20 protein-coding genes are annotated in these 18,273 nt (G+C 65.7%); 15 read left to right on the forward strand and 5 right to left on the reverse strand.

The window, feature by feature from the left end:
* Nucleotides 1–28: 28 nt before the first annotated feature.
* The 4 genes from purB (at nt 29) to I2488_RS17130 (ending at nt 2,923) form a co-directional block, all read left to right on the forward strand.
* A complete protein-coding gene (gene purB / locus I2488_RS17115) occupies nt 29–1,345 on the forward strand; it encodes an adenylosuccinate lyase (protein WP_196277018.1) in 1,317 nt (438 codons plus the stop codon).
* A gap of 87 nt (nt 1,346–1,432) precedes the next feature.
* Complete coding sequence (locus I2488_RS17120; RefSeq protein WP_246465742.1) at nt 1,433–1,744, forward strand: DUF1049 domain-containing protein; 312 nt, start codon at nt 1,433–1,435, stop codon at nt 1,742–1,744.
* Nucleotides 1,741–2,415: an orotidine-5'-phosphate decarboxylase gene (gene pyrF / locus I2488_RS17125; protein WP_196277020.1), complete on the forward strand. Its 675-nt coding sequence runs from the start codon at nt 1,741–1,743 to the stop codon at nt 2,413–2,415. The genes I2488_RS17120 and pyrF overlap by 4 nt, the downstream gene beginning before the upstream one ends.
* Before the next feature lie 4 nt (nt 2,416–2,419).
* Nucleotides 2,420–2,923 carry a GNAT family N-acetyltransferase gene (locus I2488_RS17130; RefSeq protein WP_196277021.1) on the forward strand — a complete coding sequence of 168 codons (504 nt, stop codon included), beginning with the start codon at nt 2,420–2,422 and terminating at the stop codon, nt 2,921–2,923.
* 3 nt (nt 2,924–2,926) lie between these two features.
* On the opposite strand, the gene I2488_RS17135 is transcribed toward I2488_RS17130, so the two are convergent.
* A complete protein-coding gene (locus I2488_RS17135; protein WP_196277022.1) occupies nt 2,927–3,535 on the reverse strand; it encodes a hypothetical protein in 609 nt (202 codons plus the stop codon).
* Between the two features lie 202 nt (nt 3,536–3,737).
* Here I2488_RS17135 and I2488_RS17140 point away from each other — a divergent pair, with 202 nt between their 5' ends.
* Together I2488_RS17140 and I2488_RS17145 are read left to right on the forward strand one after the other, a co-directional pair.
* On the forward strand, nt 3,738–4,451 hold the full coding sequence (locus tag I2488_RS17140) for an SIMPL domain-containing protein (protein ID WP_196277070.1): 714 nt from the start codon (nt 3,738–3,740) through the stop codon (nt 4,449–4,451).
* A gap of 56 nt (nt 4,452–4,507) precedes the next feature.
* Entirely contained in the window at nt 4,508–5,152 is a 645-nt protein-coding gene (locus I2488_RS17145; RefSeq protein ID WP_196277023.1) for a phosphoribosylanthranilate isomerase, read from the forward strand.
* 62 nt (nt 5,153–5,214) lie between these two features.
* Here the strand turns inward: I2488_RS17145 and I2488_RS17150 are convergent, their stop codons facing one another.
* The gene (locus I2488_RS17150) at nt 5,215–5,676 is read right to left on the reverse strand and encodes a hypothetical protein (RefSeq protein ID WP_196277024.1); all 462 of its coding nucleotides are present in this window, start codon (nt 5,674–5,676) and stop codon (nt 5,215–5,217) included.
* A 383-nt stretch (nt 5,677–6,059) separates the two neighbouring features.
* On the opposite strand from I2488_RS17150, the gene trpB reads away from it, so the two are divergent.
* From trpB to I2488_RS17170, 4 genes are read left to right on the forward strand one after another with little or no spacing between them, the layout of a single operon-like run.
* Entirely contained in the window at nt 6,060–7,274 is a 1,215-nt protein-coding gene (gene trpB / locus I2488_RS17155; protein WP_196277025.1) for a tryptophan synthase subunit beta, read from the forward strand.
* Complete coding sequence (trpA, locus tag I2488_RS17160) at nt 7,271–8,071, forward strand: tryptophan synthase subunit alpha (protein ID WP_196277026.1); 801 nt, start codon at nt 7,271–7,273, stop codon at nt 8,069–8,071. The genes trpB and trpA overlap by 4 nt, the downstream gene beginning before the upstream one ends.
* A 12-nt stretch (nt 8,072–8,083) precedes the next feature.
* Nucleotides 8,084–8,935, forward strand: a complete 852-nt coding sequence (accD, locus tag I2488_RS17165) for an acetyl-CoA carboxylase, carboxyltransferase subunit beta (RefSeq protein ID WP_196277027.1) — start codon at nt 8,084–8,086, stop codon at nt 8,933–8,935.
* Nucleotides 8,936–8,947: 12 nt separating this feature from the next.
* Nucleotides 8,948–10,255, forward strand: a complete 1,308-nt coding sequence (locus tag I2488_RS17170) for a bifunctional folylpolyglutamate synthase/dihydrofolate synthase (RefSeq protein ID WP_196277028.1) — start codon at nt 8,948–8,950, stop codon at nt 10,253–10,255.
* On the opposite strand, the gene I2488_RS17175 is transcribed toward I2488_RS17170, so the two are convergent.
* Entirely contained in the window at nt 10,252–11,559 is a 1,308-nt protein-coding gene (locus tag I2488_RS17175) for an AmpG family muropeptide MFS transporter (RefSeq protein ID WP_196277029.1), read from the reverse strand. The two genes, I2488_RS17170 and I2488_RS17175, sit on opposite strands and share 4 nt — an antisense overlap.
* A 196-nt stretch (nt 11,560–11,755) precedes the next feature.
* On the opposite strand from I2488_RS17175, the gene I2488_RS17180 reads away from it, so the two are divergent.
* Nucleotides 11,756–12,568, forward strand: a complete 813-nt coding sequence (locus I2488_RS17180) for a pseudouridine synthase (protein WP_246465743.1) — start codon at nt 11,756–11,758, stop codon at nt 12,566–12,568.
* Complete coding sequence (rsmD, locus tag I2488_RS17185) at nt 12,565–13,110, forward strand: 16S rRNA (guanine(966)-N(2))-methyltransferase RsmD (RefSeq protein ID WP_039334304.1); 546 nt, start codon at nt 12,565–12,567, stop codon at nt 13,108–13,110. Before I2488_RS17180 ends, rsmD begins: the two co-directional genes overlap by 4 nt.
* Here rsmD and I2488_RS17190 read toward each other — a convergent pair.
* Both I2488_RS17190 and I2488_RS17195 read right to left on the reverse strand, forming a co-directional pair.
* Nucleotides 13,107–14,366 carry an MFS transporter gene (locus I2488_RS17190; protein WP_196277031.1) on the reverse strand — a complete coding sequence of 420 codons (1,260 nt, stop codon included), beginning with the start codon at nt 14,364–14,366 and terminating at the stop codon, nt 13,107–13,109. The genes rsmD and I2488_RS17190 overlap by 4 nt on opposite strands.
* Nucleotides 14,367–14,494: 128 nt before the next feature.
* Nucleotides 14,495–15,127 carry a hypothetical protein gene (locus tag I2488_RS17195; protein WP_196277071.1) on the reverse strand — a complete coding sequence of 211 codons (633 nt, stop codon included), beginning with the start codon at nt 15,125–15,127 and terminating at the stop codon, nt 14,495–14,497.
* A gap of 169 nt (nt 15,128–15,296) precedes the next feature.
* Here I2488_RS17195 and I2488_RS17200 point away from each other — a divergent pair, with 169 nt between their 5' ends.
* Genes I2488_RS17200 through I2488_RS17210 form a run of 3 tightly spaced genes read left to right on the forward strand, consistent with a single transcriptional unit; the run spans nt 15,297 to nt 18,265 of the window.
* Nucleotides 15,297–15,536 (forward strand): hypothetical protein, encoded by a 240-nt coding sequence (locus I2488_RS17200; protein ID WP_196277032.1) that lies wholly within the window; start codon nt 15,297–15,299, stop codon nt 15,534–15,536.
* A 55-nt stretch (nt 15,537–15,591) separates the two neighbouring features.
* Entirely contained in the window at nt 15,592–17,877 is a 2,286-nt protein-coding gene (locus I2488_RS17205; protein ID WP_343071106.1) for an ATP-dependent helicase, read from the forward strand.
* 22 nt (nt 17,878–17,899) lie between these two features.
* Entirely contained in the window at nt 17,900–18,265 is a 366-nt protein-coding gene (locus tag I2488_RS17210) for a hypothetical protein (protein ID WP_196277034.1), read from the forward strand.
* Nucleotides 18,266–18,273: the final 8 nt, after the last annotated feature.

Below are 18,273 nucleotides of genomic sequence, written 5' to 3' on the forward strand. Positions count from 1 at the left end.
TGCAGCGCCAAGATTCACGGAGTCGAACATGGTCCCCCGTTACGCCCGCCCCGCCATGACCGCGATCTGGGAGCCCGAAGCCCGCTATCGCATCTGGTTCGAGATCGAAGCGCACGCCACCGAGAAGCTCGGTGAACTGGGCGTGGTGCCGCCATCGGGCGCCAAGGCGCTGTGGGACTGGTGGGCGACGAACCCCGCGATCGACGTCGCCGCGATCGACGCGATCGAGGCCGTGACCAAGCACGACGTGATCGCCTTCCTCGATTGGGTGGCGCAGCAGGTTGGCCCCGAAGCGCGCTTCATGCATCAGGGCATGACCAGCTCGGACGTGCTCGACACGACGCTGAGCGTGCAGCTTGCGCGCGCCTCCGACCTGCTGCTGGCCGACCTCGACGCGCTGCTCGAAGCGATCAAGCGCCGCGCCTTCGAGCACAAGTACACGCCGACCATCGGCCGCAGCCACGGCATCCATGCCGAGCCGACCACCTTCGGCAAGAAGCTGGCCGAGGCCTATGCCGAGTTCACGCGCTGCCGTGCCCGCCTCGTGGCTGCGCGGGCTGAAGTGGCGACTTGCGCGATTTCGGGCGCGGTCGGCACGTTCGCCAACATCGATCCCTCGGTCGAGGAATATGTCGCCGAGAAGCTGGGCCTCGAGGTCGAGCCGGTCTCGACGCAGGTGATCCCGCGCGATCGCCACGCGATGTTCTTTGCGACGCTGGGCGTGATCGCCTCGTCGATCGAGCGCCTTGCCGTCGAAATCCGCCACCTGCAGCGTACCGAAGTGCTCGAGGCCGAGGAGTATTTCTCGCCGGGCCAGAAGGGTTCGTCGGCGATGCCGCACAAGCGCAATCCCGTGCTGACCGAGAACCTGACCGGCCTTGCCCGCATGGTCCGCTCGGCCGTCACTCCGGCGCTGGAGAACGTGGCGCTGTGGCATGAGCGCGATATCTCGCACTCCTCGGTCGAGCGCTTCATCGGCCCGGACGCCACGATCACGCTCGATTTCGCCCTCGCCCGCCTGACTTCGGTGGTCGACAAGCTGGTGATCTACCCCGAGCGGATGCAGAAGAACCTCGACAAGATGGGCGGCCTTGTCCACTCGCAGCGCGTGCTGCTGGCGCTGACCCAGGCCGGATTGGAACGTGATGCCTCGTACCGACTGGTGCAACGCAACGCGATGAAGGTGTGGGAATCGGACGGCCAGCTTTCGCTGATGGAACTGCTCAAGGCCGATCCGGAAGTGGCTGCGGTGCTGAGCGCAGAGCAGATCGAGGAGAAGTTCAACCTCGACTACCACTTCAAGGCGATCGACACGATCTTCGCGCGTGTATTCGGGGAAGCCTGAGCCCGAGTTGCCGGGACTCGCCAAGAGACTTAACCTGTCCTAATCAATCGGGCAGGACGGGTGGCTCTTGGAGCGAAAGGCATGCGAATGCTGCGCACGGTTTTCTGGGTTCTCGTCGTGGCGGTGCTCGCTGCGTTCACTGCTGCCAACTGGCAGCCGGTGGAAGTACGCATCTGGGAAGGCCTGCTGCTGGAGACCCGCCTGCCTGCGCTGGTGATCCTCGCCTTCCTGCTCGGCCTCTTGCCGACCTGGCTGCTGTACCGGACGACGCGCTGGCGCCTGCTGCGGCGCATTGCCAACCTCGAGGCATCGCTGGGCGCGAAGGCCGCGCCTTCGCTGTCCTCGACCAATCTCGAAGCTGCGCGCGGCGCAGACACACTCAAGAGCGAGACCCCGTGAGCAACCCGATCTACCTTGCCCTCGACCTGCCCCGCCTCGATGCCGCGATTGCGCTTGCCCAGAAGGTCAAGGGCCACGTCGGCGGGCTGAAGCTGGGCCTCGAGTTCTTCTGCGCGCACGGCCATCACGGCGTGCACGAAGTGGCCAAGGTAGGCCTGCCGATCTTCCTCGATCTCAAGCTGCATGACATCCCGAACACCGTCGCGGGCGCGATGCAGTCGATCCACGTGCTCGAACCCTCGATCGTGACGATCCACGCTGGCGGCGGGCGCGCGATGATGGAAGATGCCAAGGCTGCGGCGGGCGAGAACTGCAAGGTCGTCGCCGTGACCGTACTGACCAGCCTGGACGATGGCGACATGGCGGCGATGGGCGTGGGCGGTTCGGCCTACGACCAGGCGCTGCGCCTTGCTGACCTCGCCCAGGAAGCCGGGCTCGACGGCATTGTCTGCTCGGGCCATGAAGTTGGCGCGATTCACAAGCGCTGGAAGAAGGGCTTCTTCGTCGTGCCCGGCCTGCGCCCCGCCGATGCCACGCTGGGCGACCAGAAGCGCGCCGTCACGCCGCGCGCCGCGCGCGATGCGGGCGCGAGCGTGCTGGTGATCGGCCGCCCGATCAGCCGCGCCGATGACCCGGTTGCCGCCGCGCGCGCGATCGAAGCCACGCTCTGATCCGATGATCCGCTTCCGGTTGGCCAAGGCGGGGGACGTCCCGGCGCTGCGGGCGCTGGTCGAGAAGGCCTATCGCGGCGAAAGCTCGAAGCGCGGGTGGACCTCCGAAGCGGACCTGCTCGATGACGAGCGGACCAGCGACGAGGAACTTACCGCCAACATTGCTGCGCCCGATTGCCGCGTTCTGGTGGCTGAGATCGAGGGTGCGCTCGCAGGCACGGTGACGATCACCGACGTCGGCGATGGCCGCGCCTATCTCGGGATGCTCTGCGTCGATCCAGATCTGCAGGCAGAGGGCCTCGGGCGGGCGCTGATTGCCGATGCAGAGGACATGGCGGCGGAAGAATTCGGCGCCAAGGTCATGGAAATGACCGTGATCGACGCACGCCCCGAGCTGATCGCCTACTACGAGCGCCGGGGATACGCGCGCAGTGGCGAGACGCGGCCCTTTCCCTATGAAAGGGCCGTACCGTTCCGCATGGTCGTGCTCGAGCGTGCGCTCGGCTGACCTTTACTGCTCGGGCGCTGGGTCGAGGCCCGCTCCGGAATCCACGTATTCGCCCGGTGCCTCGGCCTGTGATTCGCGCGCGGCCTGCTCGGCTTCCGCCATGTCGCGGTGCATTTCCGCATCCTGTTTGAGCGCCTTGCCGGCGGCTCCGGCGAAGCTGCCGTCGACCCCGTCGCCCGGCCAGCGATAGGCCGTCGCGCCTCCCGCAAGCTCGGGATCGAACGGGCGGTCCTTGAGCGTGGCATCGACCAGTTCGATCACGCGGTTGCGGATCATGTTGTGGGCCATGCCCGCCGCCGCGCCTTCGCCCGCACCGCCGCCCTCGCAGGTCACCTTGACCTTGGTCCGCTCGGGCTCAAGCTCGGTCAGGTGCATGTGGCAGATGCGGTGCGCCATGTCGCCGAGCGCGTCATAGGTCACTTCGGAGCCGCCATTGCCGGTGATCGTGGTCCGCAAGCGGAAGAACGGCCCGTCGCCCGAGGATTCGATCCGGGCGGAGAGCAGCTTGTCATAAGCCTGCTTGCGGCTCAGCGGATATTCGTCGGGCTCGGCAGCGCAGCCGGCCAGCAGACCCGCCAGCGCAACACCAAGAATCAGTCGGGCACGCTTCATCCATTCCCCCTCACCAACATGAACATCACATAACCGCGAAGGATTAATCCCGCGTTTCGCGTTTGAACGGGCACCAGTTCAGGTGTGCGACAGTTGGACTGGGCAAGTTTTGCTGCAACCAACAGGAGACAGCCCCGTGAAGTTCTTCAGATCCGCACCCCTTCTTGCCGCGCTGCCGCTTGCTGCGCTGGCTGGCGCAGCCATGGCGCCGAGCGCCCATGCCCAGACCGTTTCCGCTGGCCCGGTGGTCGCCGCCGGCAACACGCTGCTGAGCATTGCGGCCGAGGGCAAGGTGGCCCGGCCCCCGGACCTCGCCGTGTTCAATGCCGGTGTCACCACGCAGGGCAAGACGGCGGCGGAGGCTCTGACCGAGAATGCCCAGCGCATGACCGCGGTGATCGCAGCGCTGAAGAAGGCGGGTATCGCCGAGCGCGACATCCAGACCAGCAACCTTTCGGTGAACCCGGTCTATGGCCAGCCCAAGCGCCTGCCCGACGGCTCCTATGAGCAGCAGGACCCGGTGATCATCGGCTATCAGGCAACCAATCAGGTTTCGGTCCGCCAGCGCAAGCTCGACCAGTATGGCAGGGTGATCGACACGCTGGTCTCGGCAGGGGCCAACCAGGTCAACGGCCCGAGCTTCATGATCGACAGCCCCGAGGGCGCGCTGGACGAAGCGCGGGTGGCGGCGATGACCAAGGCGCGGGCGCGCGCCGATCTCTACGCCAAGGCTGCCGGCCTGCGCGTGGTACGCATTCTTTCGATCAGCGAAAACGGTGGCTGGGCCCCGCCGCCGCAGCCGCCGATCATGTTCGCGCGCGCGGAAATGGCCTCTGCCCCGAAGGCATCGCCGGTCGCCGCGGGCGAGCTGGAAATGACCGTCACGGTCAACGTCAGCTACGAACTGGCACCCTGACGCCCAACTTGCGGCCTGATTGACACGAGCGGCGCGTTCCCCGTAACGCGCCGCCGATGCCCGGACCTTCGATCAAGATCTGCGGGGTGACCACCCGCGAAGCGCTTGCCGCCACTGTAGAGGCGCGCGCGAGCCATGTCGGCTTCAACTTTTTCCCGCCCTCGCCGCGCTTTCTGAAACTGGCGGATGCCCCTGCCCTTGCCGCACAGGCCGAAGGCAAACTCATGCGCGTTGGCGTGTTCGTCGATGCCGACGACGCCGCGCTGGGCGATGCCGTGGCAGCGGCGAGGCTGGACGCCATCCAGTTGCACGGCAAGGAAAACGCAGGCCGCGCCGCCGCGATCCGTGCCCGTTTCGGCAAGCCGGTGTGGAAGGTGATTTCCGTGGCGGGACCCGGCGATGTGGCCCAGGCCGATGCCTTTGCCGGGGTGGCCGACTTTATCCTGTTCGATGCCAAGACGCCCAAGGGCGCGGCGCTGCCCGGGGGCCTTGGCCTTGCGTTCGACTGGGACCTGCTGCGCGCGTACAAAGGGCCGCTGCCGTGGGGCCTCGCTGGCGGCCTGTCTCCTGCCAACGTGGCGGATGCCGTGCGCGGGACCGGGACGACGCTGGTCGACGTGTCTTCCGGCGTGGAAAGCGCGCCCGGCGTCAAGGACGCGGACCGCATCCGGACGTTCTGCTTCAACGCCCGCACCGCCTGAACGAAAAAGAGGCGACCTCTTCCGAGGCCGCCCGCTTCATTTCGCTTGTCGCGTGCGTTCGATCAGAACTTCACGCCGAGGCCGACGGCCACAGCGTCAACGTCGATCGTGCTGTCCTTCACGAAGAAGTGACGGTATTCGACCTTGCCATAGAGCTTGCCGAACGAGTGCTGGTAGCCAGCGCCTGCAGTCCAGGTGCCGTCGCAGAGTTCGCAGAACTTGGTGGTGTAACCGCCCACAGCGTAGAGCTTGCCGACTTCGGCGATCTTCGCACCAACGCGGCCGCTGAAGCCGACGCCAACGCGGTTGGCCGCACCGTCAAGGATCTTGTCGGCCGAGATTTCGGCGCCGACGAACGCGGTCGAACCGAGGTCGTAGTCGTAACCAGCGGCAACGCCAGCGATCGCTTCGCTGTCACCGTTGCTCCAGGCAACACCGCCGCGTGCTTCGACGCGAGCTTCGTTGGCGAGAGCCGGGGTAGCAGCAACAAGCGAGGCTGCGAGAGAGATAAGAACCAGACGCATAGATTTTACTCCTGACTTTTTGGCCCCTTCTGTGAAGGTGGCGAGGGATCAGGTAGGTCCGTGCCATTTCGCTGACAATGACGAAAATCACATACAATTCAAATGGCAGAGGAGTTGTGACAAAGCTGCAACATTCGGCAGACTAACAAAAGCCGTTACTTTTGCGATTTACTTGGCCATTATTATAACGGCAAAAGGCGACCCCTTTCGGAGCCGCCTTCACGACGTTGCCAGAGCGCTCTAGTCTGCCCGAGATTGCCCGCACATGAACGGATCGTGCAGGTTGCCGCAATGCAGCATCGGAGCCTTGCACCGCCCCTGCCCCAAAGGTGCAGGCATTGCAAATCTGGACTTTCCCGTAACGCTCTGCCAAGCGCGGGGCCATGAACGCGCAGACTCCCAACAGCTTCCGCAACCAGCCCGACGAACGCGGCCATTTCGGTCAGTTCGGTGGCCGCTATGTCGCCGAAACGCTGATGCCGCTGATCCTCGATCTCGAGCAGGAATATCGCAAGGCCAAGGCCGACCCGGCATTCCAGGCCGAGTTCGACGACCTGCTCGAACACTATGTCGGCCGCCCGAGCCCGCTCTATTTTGCGCCCCGCCTCACCGAGGAACTGGGCGGCGCACAGGTCTGGTTCAAGCGCGACGAGCTGAACCACACCGGCGCGCACAAGATCAACAACTGCATCGGCCAGATCCTGCTCGCCATGCGCATGGGCAAGACGCGGATCATCGCCGAGACCGGCGCCGGCCAGCACGGCGTCGCCACCGCCACGGTCTGCGCGCGCTTCGGCCTGCCTTGCGTGATCTTCATGGGCGCAACCGACGTGGAGCGGCAGAAGCCCAACGTGTTCCGCATGAAGCTGCTCGGCGCGGAAGTCGTGCCGGTGACCGCGGGCGCGGGCACGCTCAAGGACGCGATGAACGAGGCGCTGCGCGACTGGGTCGCGAACGTCCACAACACGTTCTACATCATCGGCACTGCCGCTGGTCCGCACCCCTACCCGGAACTGGTCCGCGATTTCCAGAGCGTGATCGGCAAGGAAGCGCGCGCGCAGATGCTCAACCGCATCGGCCGCCTGCCCGACCTGCTGGTCGCCGCGATCGGGGGCGGATCGAACGCCATCGGCCTGTTCCACCCGTTCCTCGACGATGCCAGCGTCAAGATGCTCGGTGTCGAAGCGGCGGGGCATGGGCTGGACAAGGAGCACGCCGCTTCGCTGGCAGGCGGACGCCCCGGCATCCTCCACGGCAACAAGACCTATCTTCTGCAGGACGAGGACGGCCAGATCACCGAAGGCCACTCGATCTCGGCGGGCCTCGACTATCCCGGCATCGGGCCTGAGCACTCGTGGCTCAAGGAAATCGGCCGCGTGGACTACACCTCGGTGACCGACAAGGAGGCGCTCGACGGCTTCCAGCTGCTCTGCCGCACCGAAGGCATCATCCCCGCGCTCGAACCTGCCCACGCCATCGCGGCAGTCAAGAAGGTCGCGCCAACGATGGGCAAGGACCAGATCATCCTCGCCAACCTCTGCGGACGGGGCGACAAGGACATCTTTTCCGTGGCGGAGCACCTGGGGGTTTCGCTGTGAGCCGTTTGTCCAACGCCTTCGCCAAGGGACGCCCCGCGCTAGTCACCTTCGTCACCGGCGGTGATCCGACGCCTGACGCCACCGCCTCCATCCTCGACGCGCTCGTCGAAGGTGGTGCGGACGTGATCGAGCTGGGCATGCCCTTCACCGATCCGATGGCCGATGGTCCGGCCATCCAGCTGGCGAACCTGCGCTCGCTCGGCGCGGGCACCAAGACTGCCGACATCCTGCGCATCGCCAGCGAGTTTCGCGCGCGTCATCCCGAAGTGCCGCTGGTGCTGATGGGCTATGCCAATCCGATGACGATCCGTGGGGCCGACTGGTTCGCCGCCGAATGCGTCAAGGCTGGCGTCGATGGCGTGATCTGCGTCGACATTCCGCCCGAGGAAGACCCGGAGCTTGGGCCCGCCCTGCGCACGGCAGGCGTGTCGCTGATCCGCCTCGCCACGCCGACGACGGACCATGCCCGGCTGCCCGCCGTGCTCGAAGGCTCGTCCGGCTTTCTCTATTACGTCTCGGTCGCCGGGATCACCGGCATGCAGCAAGCAGCGCAGGCCTCGATTGATGAAGCCGTGGCGCGGATCAAGGCTTCGGCGGCGATCCCGGTTGCCGTCGGCTTCGGCGTGCGCACGCCCGAACAGGCCGAGGCGATCGCCAAGGTTGCCGACGGCGTCGTCGTCGGATCGGCGCTGGTCGACCTTGTCGCCAAGCACGGCGCGGATGCTGCTGGCCCGGTGAAGGAATTGACCGCCGCGCTGGCCGCTGCCGTCCACTCTGCCCGCAAGGGCGCATTGTAAGGATTTTCGGGCATGAGTTGGCTCAACAAGGTCCGTAACGCCCTCCCCTTCACGCCGAAGCGGGACACCCCCGACAACCTGTGGATCAAGTGCCCTTCGTGCAGCGAGATGCTGTTCACCAAGGAGTACGAGGACAACCTCTCGGTCTGCCCGCATTGCGACCACCACGGCCGCATTGGCGCCGACGCACGGTTCGACCAGCTGCTTGATGCTGGCTACGAACTGCTGCCCGCGCCGAAGGTCAAGGAAGACCCGCTCAAGTTCCGCGACAGCAAGAAGTACGTCGACCGCCTGAAGGCTGCCCGCGCAGCAAACCCCCACGCCGATGCGCTGACCAATGCGTTCGGGCGGATCGAGGGCCAGAAGGCCGTCGTCGGTGTGCAGGAATTCGCGTTCATGGGCGGCTCGATGGGCATGGCCGTGGGCAACGCCTTCATCGCCGGCACCGAGCGTGCGATCAGGGAGAAGTGCCCTTACATCGCCGTCACCGCAGCAGGTGGTGCGCGCATGCAGGAAGGCATCCTCTCGCTGATGCAGATGCCGCGTTCTACCGTTGCGATTGCACGCCTTCACGCAGCGGGCCTGCCCTATATCGTGGTGCTGACCGACCCGACGACCGGCGGCGTCACCGCGTCCTATGCGATGCTCGGCGACGTGCAGATTGCCGAGCCGGGTGCGCTGATCGGCTTTGCCGGACAGCGCGTCATCCAGGACACGATCCGCGAGAAGCTGCCCGAAGGTTTCCAGCGCGCCGAATATCTCCACGCGCACGGCATGGTCGACATGGTGACGCACCGCCGCGACCTGAAGGTCACGCTGGCGCAAGTGATCGACTACCTGATGGCGGGCAAGGCGGCGGCCTGATCGGAGCCTTCGATGAAGGACTTCGCGATCTCCGAGAACAAGGCGGTTCAGGCGCAGCTTGACCGGCTTGGCGCGCTTTCGCTGCCATCGGGGCGGCTCGGCCTCGATACTGTGCGCGAGCTTTGCGAACGCGTCGGCAATCCGCAGAACCGCTTGCCGCCGGTGTTCCATGTTGCCGGGACCAACGGCAAGGGTTCGACCTGCAGCTACCTGCGGTACATTCTCGAGGCTGAAGGACTGACGGTCCATTCCGCCACCAAGCCGCATCTCGTCCGCTACAACGAGCGCATCCGCATCGCCGGCAAGCTGATCGAGGACGAGCTGCTCGCCGCGCTGCTCAAGGAAGTGCTGGACGCGGGCGAAGGGCTGGAGCCCAGCTTCTTCGAGGTGACGACCGTCGCCACGTTCCTCGCCTATGCCCGAACCCCGGCCGATGCTTGCGTTATCGAGACCGGCCTCGGCGGCAGGCTCGACGCGACCAACGTGATGCCGACTGCGGCGGTGTGCGGTATCGCGACGCTGGGCTTCGACCACGAAGCGTTCCTGCTCGCACCCGAAGACGGCGTGCCGACCGACCCGCTCGCTCGAATTGCGTTCGAAAAGGCAAGCATCGCCAAGCCCGGCGTGCCGCTGGTGACGATGGCCTATCCGCAGATTGCCGCGGATTCGGTGGCCGAGACGGCAGCACGGATCGGCGCGCCGTTGGTCATGCGCGGGCGGGATTGGGATGCCGAGATCGCGGGTTCCATCCTCTATCGCGACGCGCACGGCGAATTGCCGCTGCCCCTTCCCGCGCTGCCCGGCACGCATCAGGCCGAGAACGCAGCGCTGGCCGTCGCGATGATCCGCCACCAACGGGCGGTGCAGGTGACATTGGGCGCAGTGGGCAAGGGTATTGTCGATGCACGCTGGCCTGCGCGGTTGCAGCGTCTGGGGCATGGTCCGCTGACAGACTTGGCAGGCGGGCGCACCGTCTGGCTCGATGGCGGGCACAACCCCGATGCCGGGCGTGCCATCGCGCGGCATCTCGAAAGCCAGCCGCCGGTACACCTGATCATGGGCATGCTGGCGAACAAGGACCCTTCGGCGATCCTCAAGCCGCTGGCGGACCGGGCCCTGTCGATTTCGGTCGTGCCTGCTCCGGGACACGATGCGCACAAACCTGCAGACTTCGCGCCGTTCACGAGCCTTCCGGTTGGCAGCTTTGCGACCGTGCCCGAGGCGCTGGCAGCGCTACCGCCCGAGGGCGATGTTTTGATCGTCGGCTCGCTCTATCTGGCAGGCGAAGTGCTGCGGCTGAATGAAGAGATTCCCGACTAGCCTTCGTCTTCGCCCGCAGTGCCCATCGCCGCGTCGACCAGCCCGCTGCGGCTCATCCACCAGAACAGCACGATGCCCGGCAGCGCCAGCACGGTGGTGAGCAGGTAGAAGTTCACGTAGCCCATGCTCTCGATCAGCGCCCCCGCGGTCGTTCCCGTGGCAAAGCGCCCGACGATGCTGGCGGCAGCGGAGATCAGGGCATATTGCGCTGCCGTGTAGCGCAAGTCGCACAGCGCCGAGAAGTAGGCGACGACGACGACGCCGCCATAGCCTGAAGCGATGTTCTCGAACCCGATCGCGCCCGCCATGCCGAGGTTGGAATGGCCCGCTGCAGCAAGCGCCGCGAACGACAGGTTGGAAACCGCCATCAGCACCAGCGCCAGCAGGACCGAGCGCTTGAGGCCCATCTTCGCGTAAGCCACGCCGCCGATGAACACGCCGATCAGGTAGGCCCAGAACCCCACGCCGACGTCCCACAGTGCGATCTCGTCATTGGTGAAGCCAAGGTCGTCGAACAGCAGGCGGAAAGTGAGGTTCGCCAGCGTGTCGCCCACCTTGTGGACGAGGATGAACAGCAGCACCAGCCAAGCGCCGTGGCGGCGGAAGAACTCGCCGAACGGGCCGATGATCGAGGCGATCACCTCGCCCACCCCTTTGCGCGTGGTCGGTTCGCGGTGGCGTTCGGGCTCACCCAGGATCAGCGCCGTGAACATGGCCGGCAGGGCGAACAACGCACAGGCGAGATAGGCCGCGCTCCACCCCGAACGCGCCGCCATGAACAGCGCCAGCGCGCCAGCGCCAGCCGAGCCGATGCGCCAGCCGTACTGGCTCATGCCCGAGCCGGTGCCGAGCTGGTAGGGTTTCAGCGTCTCGATGCGGTAGGCGTCGATCACGATGTCAAACGTCGCGCCCGCCACGCCGACCAGCACCGCCGCCAGCACGGTAGCGCCGATGTCCGCCGCCGGATCGACCAGCGCCAGATTGGCGACCGCAGCCATTACCATCGACCCCGCCAGCAGCATCCACGAAACGCGCTGCCCCAACCGCCCCAGCAGCGGCAGATGCACGCCATCGACCAGCCAGGCCCAGAAAATCTTGAGGTTGTAGACGAGAAACGCCAGCGTGAAGGCAGTCACCGTCTTCTTGTCGATCCCGTCCTGCGCCAGCCGCGTCGTCAGCGTCGCGCCGATCATGGCGTAGGGGAAGCCAGAGGATACGCCGAGGAAGAATGCGGCCAGCGATTCCTTCTCGAGATAGGGGCGCACCGAGTCCCACAGGTTCCGGTCACTGGCCTCGGTGCTCATTGGTGCAGTCGCTCCCTCAAATGTTGCTGGCAGACTAGCGGCCTATTCCATCGGCGCCAGAGGTAGATGACTCGGGGTGACGGATTGCACGTTCTCGCGTAAGGGCTGCCCCATGACTTTTCCCCCAAGAAACGGTGGCGATCGGCCGAAGCGGTTCAGCCCTCGGCCCGGCACACCTGAAAAGAAGCCTTTCTCGATGCGCAGCGGCGCGCCCCGCACGTCGCAGCCGGTGGTTCCTGCCAAGCGCGCCCCCAACGCCGACGGGTCCGAGCGCGAGGGCGACCGCATCGCCAAGCTGCTCGCCCGCGCCGGCATAGCCAGCCGCCGCGAAGTGGAGCGCATGATCGAGGAAGGCCGCGTCAAGATCGGCGACGAGGTGGTCACCACCCCCGCCACGCTGCTCACCAGCCTCAAGGGCGTAAGCGTCGATGGCAAGATGGTCGGCCCGATTGCCGCGCCGCGCCTGTTCCGCTTCCACAAGCCTGCAGGCCTGATCACGGCAGAGCGCGACCCGACCGGACGCCCGACGATCTACACCGCCCTGCGCAATGCCATGCCCAAGGACGCCCCGCGCGTCATGCCGGTCGGCCGCCTCGACGTGAATACCGAGGGGCTGTTGCTGATGACCAACGACGGCGAGTTGAAGCGCGCGCTGGAGCTGCCCTCCACCGGCATCCCCCGCACCTACCGCGCCCGCACGTTCGGGGACATCACGCAGGCGCGGCTCGAGGAACTGATGGAAGGCGTCGAGATCGACGGCGTCCGCTATGGCCCGATCAACGCCAATCTAGAGCGCAGCGCCAATCGCAACAAGTGGATCGAACTGACCCTGACCGAGGGCAAGAACCGCGAAGTGCGGCGCGTGCTCGAACACCTCGGCCTAGAAGTCTCGCGCCTGCTGCGCATCAGCTATGGTCCGTTCGAACTGGCCGACCTGCAGCGCGGCTCCGTCGAGGAGATACCGCAAGTCATGGTCGAACGCTTCCGCAAGACGCTGAAGACGAAATGAGGATTATCGCTGGAGAATGGCGCGGACGCCCCCTGCGCGCGCCCGAGGGCGACACCACCCGCCCCACCGCCGACCGTACGCGCGAGACGCTGTTCTCGATGCTCGCCAGCCGCCTTGGCAGCTTCGAGGACCTGACCGTGGCTGACCTGTTCGCAGGCTCGGGCGCGCTCGGCCTTGAGGCGCTGTCGCGCGGCGCGGCGTCCGCGATCTTCGTGGAACAGGATGCAGGCGCGATCCGCACGATCCGCGCGAATATCGCCGCCTTGCGCTGTGCCCCGCAGTGCGACGTGCGCGCTTCATCCGTACTCAGCCTCGGCCCGGTCAAGCAGCCGCTCGACCTCGTCATGCTCGATCCACCCTATGGCACCGGCGCGGGCGCGGTGGCGATCGACCGGCTTACCCGGCTTGGCTGGATCGGCGAGGCGACGTGGATCTGCCTCGAGACGGCGGCCAAGGAAGTGCCCGACGTGCGCGTGTGCGAGGTCGATGCAGAGCGCAAGGTCGGCAAGGCGCTGATCACGCTGATGCGGTTGAAGTCCTAGGCAGCCCGCTTCGGCGAGAACTGCACGCCTGCCAGAGTCATCGCGCCAGCCAGCGTCAGGAACAGCCCAACGTATGCCGTGCCCCCAACCCCGGCGAGCCATGCCGCTGCGAACGGGGCCAATGCGCCGCCGATGATCCCGCCCATGTTGAACGCCACCGAAATGCCCGTGTAGCGCACTTCCACCGGGTAGAGCGTCGGCAGCCAGGCGCCGAGCGGTCCGTAGGCGAGGCCCATCACGAACAGCGCGCTCGCCAGCGTGGCAAAGACCACCGGCAGCGAGGACGAGCCAAGCCCGGTCCCGAACAGCATGCCCACGATGATCGTGAGTGCCGCACCCGTGCCCAGCACGCGCCGTGCGGAGGCCTTGTCCGCCCAGTAACCAGCGATCAGGATGCCGAGCGCCAGGAACGTGTTGGCGCCCAGCTGGACGCTCAGGAACTCCTGCTTGGCATAGCCCAGCTTGGTCGTGGCGAAGGACAGCGCGAAAGTCGTCGCGAGGTAGAAGATCGCAAAACACGCGACCACGCCCGCGATCCCGGCCAGCACCGCGCCGAGGTGATTGCGGAACAGCGAGCCCACCGGCACCTTGGGCGGCTCCGCCTTCTCCAGCGCCTCACGAAAGGCGGGCGTCTCGCCAATCTTGAGCCGCACCCACAGGCCGAGACCGACCAGCAGCGCGCTTGCCAGAAACGGCACGCGCCAGCCCCAAGCGGCGAAGTCGGCATCCGAAAGCCCCTTGCCGAGGAGCAGGAACAGCCCATTGGCACAGAGGAAGCCCAGCGGCGCGCCCAGCTGCGGTGCACTGCCGAAGCGCGCCTCCCATCCTCTCGGTGCGTTCTCCACGGCGAGCAGCGATGCTCCGCCCCACTCTCCGCCAAGGCCGAGGCCCTGTCCGAAGCGCAGCAGGCACAGCAGTGCCGGCGCGACCCAGCCGACCATCGCGTAAGTGGGCAGGAAGGCGATCAGGAAGGTCGATCCGCCCATCAGCATGAGCGAGGCGACGAGCGTGGACTTGCGGCCGATGCGGTCTCCGAAGTGGCCGAACGCGATGGCGCCCACCGGTCGCGCGAAGAAGGCGAGGCCGAAGGTCATGAACGACAGTAGCGTCTGCGCGGCTTCGGATTCGGTCGGGAAGAAAAGCGGGCCGATCACCAGCGCCGCGGCCGTGGCGTAGATGTAGAAGTCGTAGAACTCCACCGCCGTGCCGACGAGGCTGGCGGTGAGCACGCGGCCATGCTGGCGAATCGGATCCATCGGCGCGCTCTCCCCCTGTTGTCGCAGACATGCTCTTTGGCCCGCCGTCCGCGCCGGTCAACTGCTGCCAACGCGAAAAGGGCGCCAGTTGCCCGGCGCCCTTCTCGACCAACATATGTCTGACTGATTCAGACGCCGCCACGATTGCGGCAGCTGTCGGTCACCGTCTTGCTGCACACCGGGTACTTCTTGTTCATCGCCGATGCGGGCGGCTGCGTCATGTTGCCGGTTGTGCTGCTATCCATGCTGCTCATCCCGCGCGAGGGAGGCGTTGCCGGTTCGGCAGGGGTAGCAGGCGTCGCGGGCTCGCCCATGCCGGGATTGGGCTGGGCCGGAGTAGCGCCCGAGGACGGCACTGCGCGGCCCGAAATCTGCGCCACGATCGACGGCCAGACCTGCGTGCGCTGTTCCGGCGTCATGGCATAGATCTGCGCCTTCTGTTCGTCGGTCAGCGCCCACCAGCCCTTCTGCTGGTCGGTATCGAGCGTCCAGAAATATTCCTGGTAGGTCGGTGGCCACGCGCTGTACTTGGCCTTCTGCTCTGCGGCCCATGCATCGATCACCAGTTGCTGGTCCGGGGTGGGAGAGAACGTGCCCGTGGCCGTCGTCGGAGCAGTGGTGTCCTGCCCCGTTGGCGAAGTGCTGTCCGGCGTTGACGTGGTGCTCGATGGCGCGGGCGGTGTGGTCGACTGGGCCGAGACGATGGCCGGGGCCGACGCGACAGCAAGCGCAAGCGCGCTCGCGGCAAAAAGGTTTCGCATCTGGATTCTCCTGAATTCTTCTTTTGCACCCGAAGTCTCAGGCCAAGCGTTGCTTCACGCTGCGGTTCCCGGACCTGAGACGGGGCGGGCGCCAGACAGGATCGCCGGAGAAGCGCGGCGTTAACCGCAGCGGCGCTATCGATATCGCGGGTATTGATTCGGGGGATTTGTGACTGACCTGCTTCGCAACGTGCTTATGGGCCTGGGTTGTCTGGGCCTGCTCTGGCTGGGTTCCTGCGCGATGATCGGCGCAGGCACGGCTGTCGTGGTGTCGAAATCCTCGGAGAAGGTCGGCAAATGGTACGAGAAGGAAGAGCTCAAGCAGCATAACGAGCGGGATAACAAGGCCGCCGCCTACCATGAGCATTCCGATTACAACGCGGACTATTACGAGAACTACGAGGACTGAAGCCGGTCCTCTCGCACCCTTGTGACATCGGGGAATGTTCTCTAACCGTTCCCCGGTGTCCCAGATTGCGAATCAAGATCAGAGCTGGCTCGACAGCCTCAATCCGCCCCAGCGCGAGGCGGTGACGACGACCGAAGGGCCGGTGCTGATGCTGGCGGGCGCAGGCACCGGAAAGACCGCCGCGCTCACGGCACGCCTCGCCAATCTGCTGCGCCAGCGGCTCGCCTGGCCGAGCGAGATCCTGTGCGTGACCTTCACCAACAAGGCCGCGCGCGAAATGCGCGAGCGGGTCGGCAACCTGATCGGCCCGGCGGTGGAAGGCATGCCGTGGCTCGGTACGTTCCATTCCATCGCCGCCAAGATGCTGCGCCGCCATGCCGAACTCGTCGGCCTGCAAAGCAACTTCACGATCATCGACACCGACGACCAGTTGCGCCTGCTCAAGCAGCTGATCGTGGCCGAGGGCGTGGACGACAAGCGCTGGCCAGCCAAGCAGCTCGCCGGCCTGATCGACAAGTGGAAGAACCGCGGCCTGAACCCCGGCGATCTCGATGCGCTGGAGAACGAGGCCTATGCCAACGGCAAGGGCCAGCGCTTCTACGCGCTCTACCAGAACCGCCTGCGCGAGTTGAACGCCTGCGATTTCGGCGACCTCTTGATGCACATGCTCAACATCTTCCGGCGTGAGCGCGAGGTGCTGGAATCCTGGCAGCAGCGCTTCAAGTACGTGATGGTGGACGAGTATCAGGACACCAACGCGGTGCAGTACCTGTGGCTGCGCCTGCTGGCCCAGAACCGCAAGAACATCTGCGTGGTGGGGGACGACGACCAGTCGATCTATTCCTGGCGCGGCGCGGAAGTCGCCAATATCCTGCGGTTCGAGAAGGATTTTCCGGGCGCCAAGGTGATCCGCCTCGAACAGAACTACCGCTCCACCCCGCACATCCTCGGCGCGGCCTCGGGCCTGATCGCGGAGAACTCCGAACGCCTCGGCAAGACGCTGTGGACCGAGGTCGACGGCGGCGACAAGGTTCGCGTGATCGGCGTGTGGGACGCGCCTGAAGAAGCGCGGCGGATCGGCGAGGAGATCGAGCGACTGGAGCGCGAAGGCGCACCGCTCGATCGCATCGCCATCCTCGTCCGCGCCCAGTTCCAGACGCGCACGATCGAAGACCGCTTCATCCAGATCGGCATGGGCTACCGCATCGTCGGCGGCTTCCGCTTCTACGAGCGCGCCGAAATCCGCGATGCGCTGGCCTATCTGCGCCAGATCGCCAGCCCGCAGGACGATCTCGCCTTCGAGCGGATCTACAACACGCCCAAGCGCGGCCTTGGCGACAAGACCTTGGAGAAGCTGCACCGCCATGCGCGGGCGCGGAGCATTCCGCTCTCGCTGGCGGCGGTCGAAATCCTCGATACCGACGAACTGCCAGCCCGCGCCCGCAACACGCTCGCCGCCCTTATGCGGGATTTCGCCCGGTGGCGCGATGCGGCGAAGCAGCTGGTTCCGGCAGAACTTGCCCGCACGATCCTCGACGAAAGCGGCTACACCGCCGCGCTGCAGGCTGAAAAGACCGCCGAAGCCGCCGGACGGCTCGAAAACCTCACCGAACTCGCTCGCGCGATGGAGGAATACGAGACGCTGGGGGACTTCCTCGAACACGTCAGCCTCGTCATGGACAACGAGAACGCCGCCGACGAGGACAAGGTCACGATCATGACCATCCACGCCGCCAAGGGGCTGGAATTCGACAACGTGTTCCTGCCCGGTTGGGAAGAAGGCGTGTTCCCCTCGCAGCGCTCGCTGGACGAAGGTGGCCTCGCCTCGCTTGAGGAGGAGCGCCGCCTCGCCTACGTCGCGATCACCCGCGCCCGCAGGCGCTGCACGATCCTCCACGCCGCCAATCGCCAGATCTATGGCCAGTGGACCAGTTCGATCCCCTCGCGCTTCATCGGTGAACTGCCCGCCGATCACATCGAGGAGGAAACCACGCTGTCAGGCGGCGCATCGATGTGGCGCGCCAACTGGAGCGAGCGCGACGATCCCTTCGCCCACGTCGCCCAAGCCAACGCTGGCCGAGCGGCCTCGCGCGGCCCCGGTTGGCAACGCGCCGCCGCGCAAACCTTCAACCCCGCCCCCCGCCGCATCGCCGAACCCACCCGCAGCGCCGCCAGCTTCGCCGCCAAGCCACGCAGCGACATCGGCGTGGGCGCGCGCGTGTTCCACGAGAAGTTCGGCTATGGCACCGTGGCCGAGCAGGAAGGCAACAAGCTGGAGATCGATTTCGAGGGCGGTGGCCGCAAGCGCGTGATTGACAGCTTTGTGAAGGTGGCCAGCTAAACTCTCACATGGAGGGCATCAGATGGGGCGTCGGAGTAATCGAAATGATGGCCTGACCATCATTCAGGGGCCGAGATTCCCTCTGTCGCACCCGGATGATGCCGAGGCACCACGAGACACAAGCGACCTTCAAGAAATCATGCACGAGCAGGATGAGTTGCGTGCAAAAGGCTTCAACACCTCAGCCAGTCGTAGCAAAAAGCAGCGGAAGAAGGACGCAAAGCTTCAGACAGCTCAACCGAAGGCCAAATTTAGCTTGAAGGATAAAGTCAACCACCCAACATTTGGTTTGGGTCTGGTCGTTGGCCTTCAGGCAACAAATATCGAAGTCCATTTTTTGGACTTCGGACCGAAGACCATCCGAGCAGATTTTCTAGACCTTGCGTGATCATACCA

Source organism: Novosphingobium jiangmenense (genome assembly GCF_015694345.1).
GTDB lineage: Bacteria > Pseudomonadota > Alphaproteobacteria > Sphingomonadales > Sphingomonadaceae > Novosphingobium > Novosphingobium jiangmenense.

Bases quoted from the DNA above. Each gene is read 5' to 3' on its own strand.
- trpB (WP_196277025.1), top strand. From the start codon at position 6,060: ATGAACGCGCAGACTCCCAACAGCTTCCGCAACCAGCCCGACGAACGC.
- I2488_RS17150 (WP_196277024.1), bottom strand. From the start codon at position 5,676: ATGCGTCTGGTTCTTATCTCTCTCGCAGCCTCGCTTGTTGCTGCTACC.
- I2488_RS17145 (WP_196277023.1), top strand. From the start codon at position 4,508: ATGCCCGGACCTTCGATCAAGATCTGCGGGGTGACCACCCGCGAAGCG.
- I2488_RS17175 (WP_196277029.1), bottom strand. From the start codon at position 11,559: ATGAGCACCGAGGCCAGTGACCGGAACCTGTGGGACTCGGTGCGCCCC.
- I2488_RS17210 (WP_196277034.1), top strand. From the start codon at position 17,900: ATGGGGCGTCGGAGTAATCGAAATGATGGCCTGACCATCATTCAGGGG.
- I2488_RS17130 (WP_196277021.1), top strand. From the start codon at position 2,420: ATGATCCGCTTCCGGTTGGCCAAGGCGGGGGACGTCCCGGCGCTGCGG.
- I2488_RS17195 (WP_196277071.1), bottom strand. From the start codon at position 15,127: ATGCGAAACCTTTTTGCCGCGAGCGCGCTTGCGCTTGCTGTCGCGTCG.
- I2488_RS17180 (WP_246465743.1), top strand. From the start codon at position 11,756: ATGCGCAGCGGCGCGCCCCGCACGTCGCAGCCGGTGGTTCCTGCCAAG.
- purB (WP_196277018.1), top strand. From the start codon at position 29: ATGGTCCCCCGTTACGCCCGCCCCGCCATGACCGCGATCTGGGAGCCC.
- rsmD (WP_039334304.1), top strand. From the start codon at position 12,565: ATGAGGATTATCGCTGGAGAATGGCGCGGACGCCCCCTGCGCGCGCCC.
- I2488_RS17135 (WP_196277022.1), bottom strand. From the start codon at position 3,535: ATGAAGCGTGCCCGACTGATTCTTGGTGTTGCGCTGGCGGGTCTGCTG.
- accD (WP_196277027.1), top strand. From the start codon at position 8,084: ATGAGTTGGCTCAACAAGGTCCGTAACGCCCTCCCCTTCACGCCGAAG.
- I2488_RS17140 (WP_196277070.1), top strand. From the start codon at position 3,738: ATGGCGCCGAGCGCCCATGCCCAGACCGTTTCCGCTGGCCCGGTGGTC.
- I2488_RS17190 (WP_196277031.1), bottom strand. From the start codon at position 14,366: ATGGATCCGATTCGCCAGCATGGCCGCGTGCTCACCGCCAGCCTCGTC.
- I2488_RS17170 (WP_196277028.1), top strand. From the start codon at position 8,948: ATGAAGGACTTCGCGATCTCCGAGAACAAGGCGGTTCAGGCGCAGCTT.
- I2488_RS17120 (WP_246465742.1), top strand. From the start codon at position 1,433: ATGCTGCGCACGGTTTTCTGGGTTCTCGTCGTGGCGGTGCTCGCTGCG.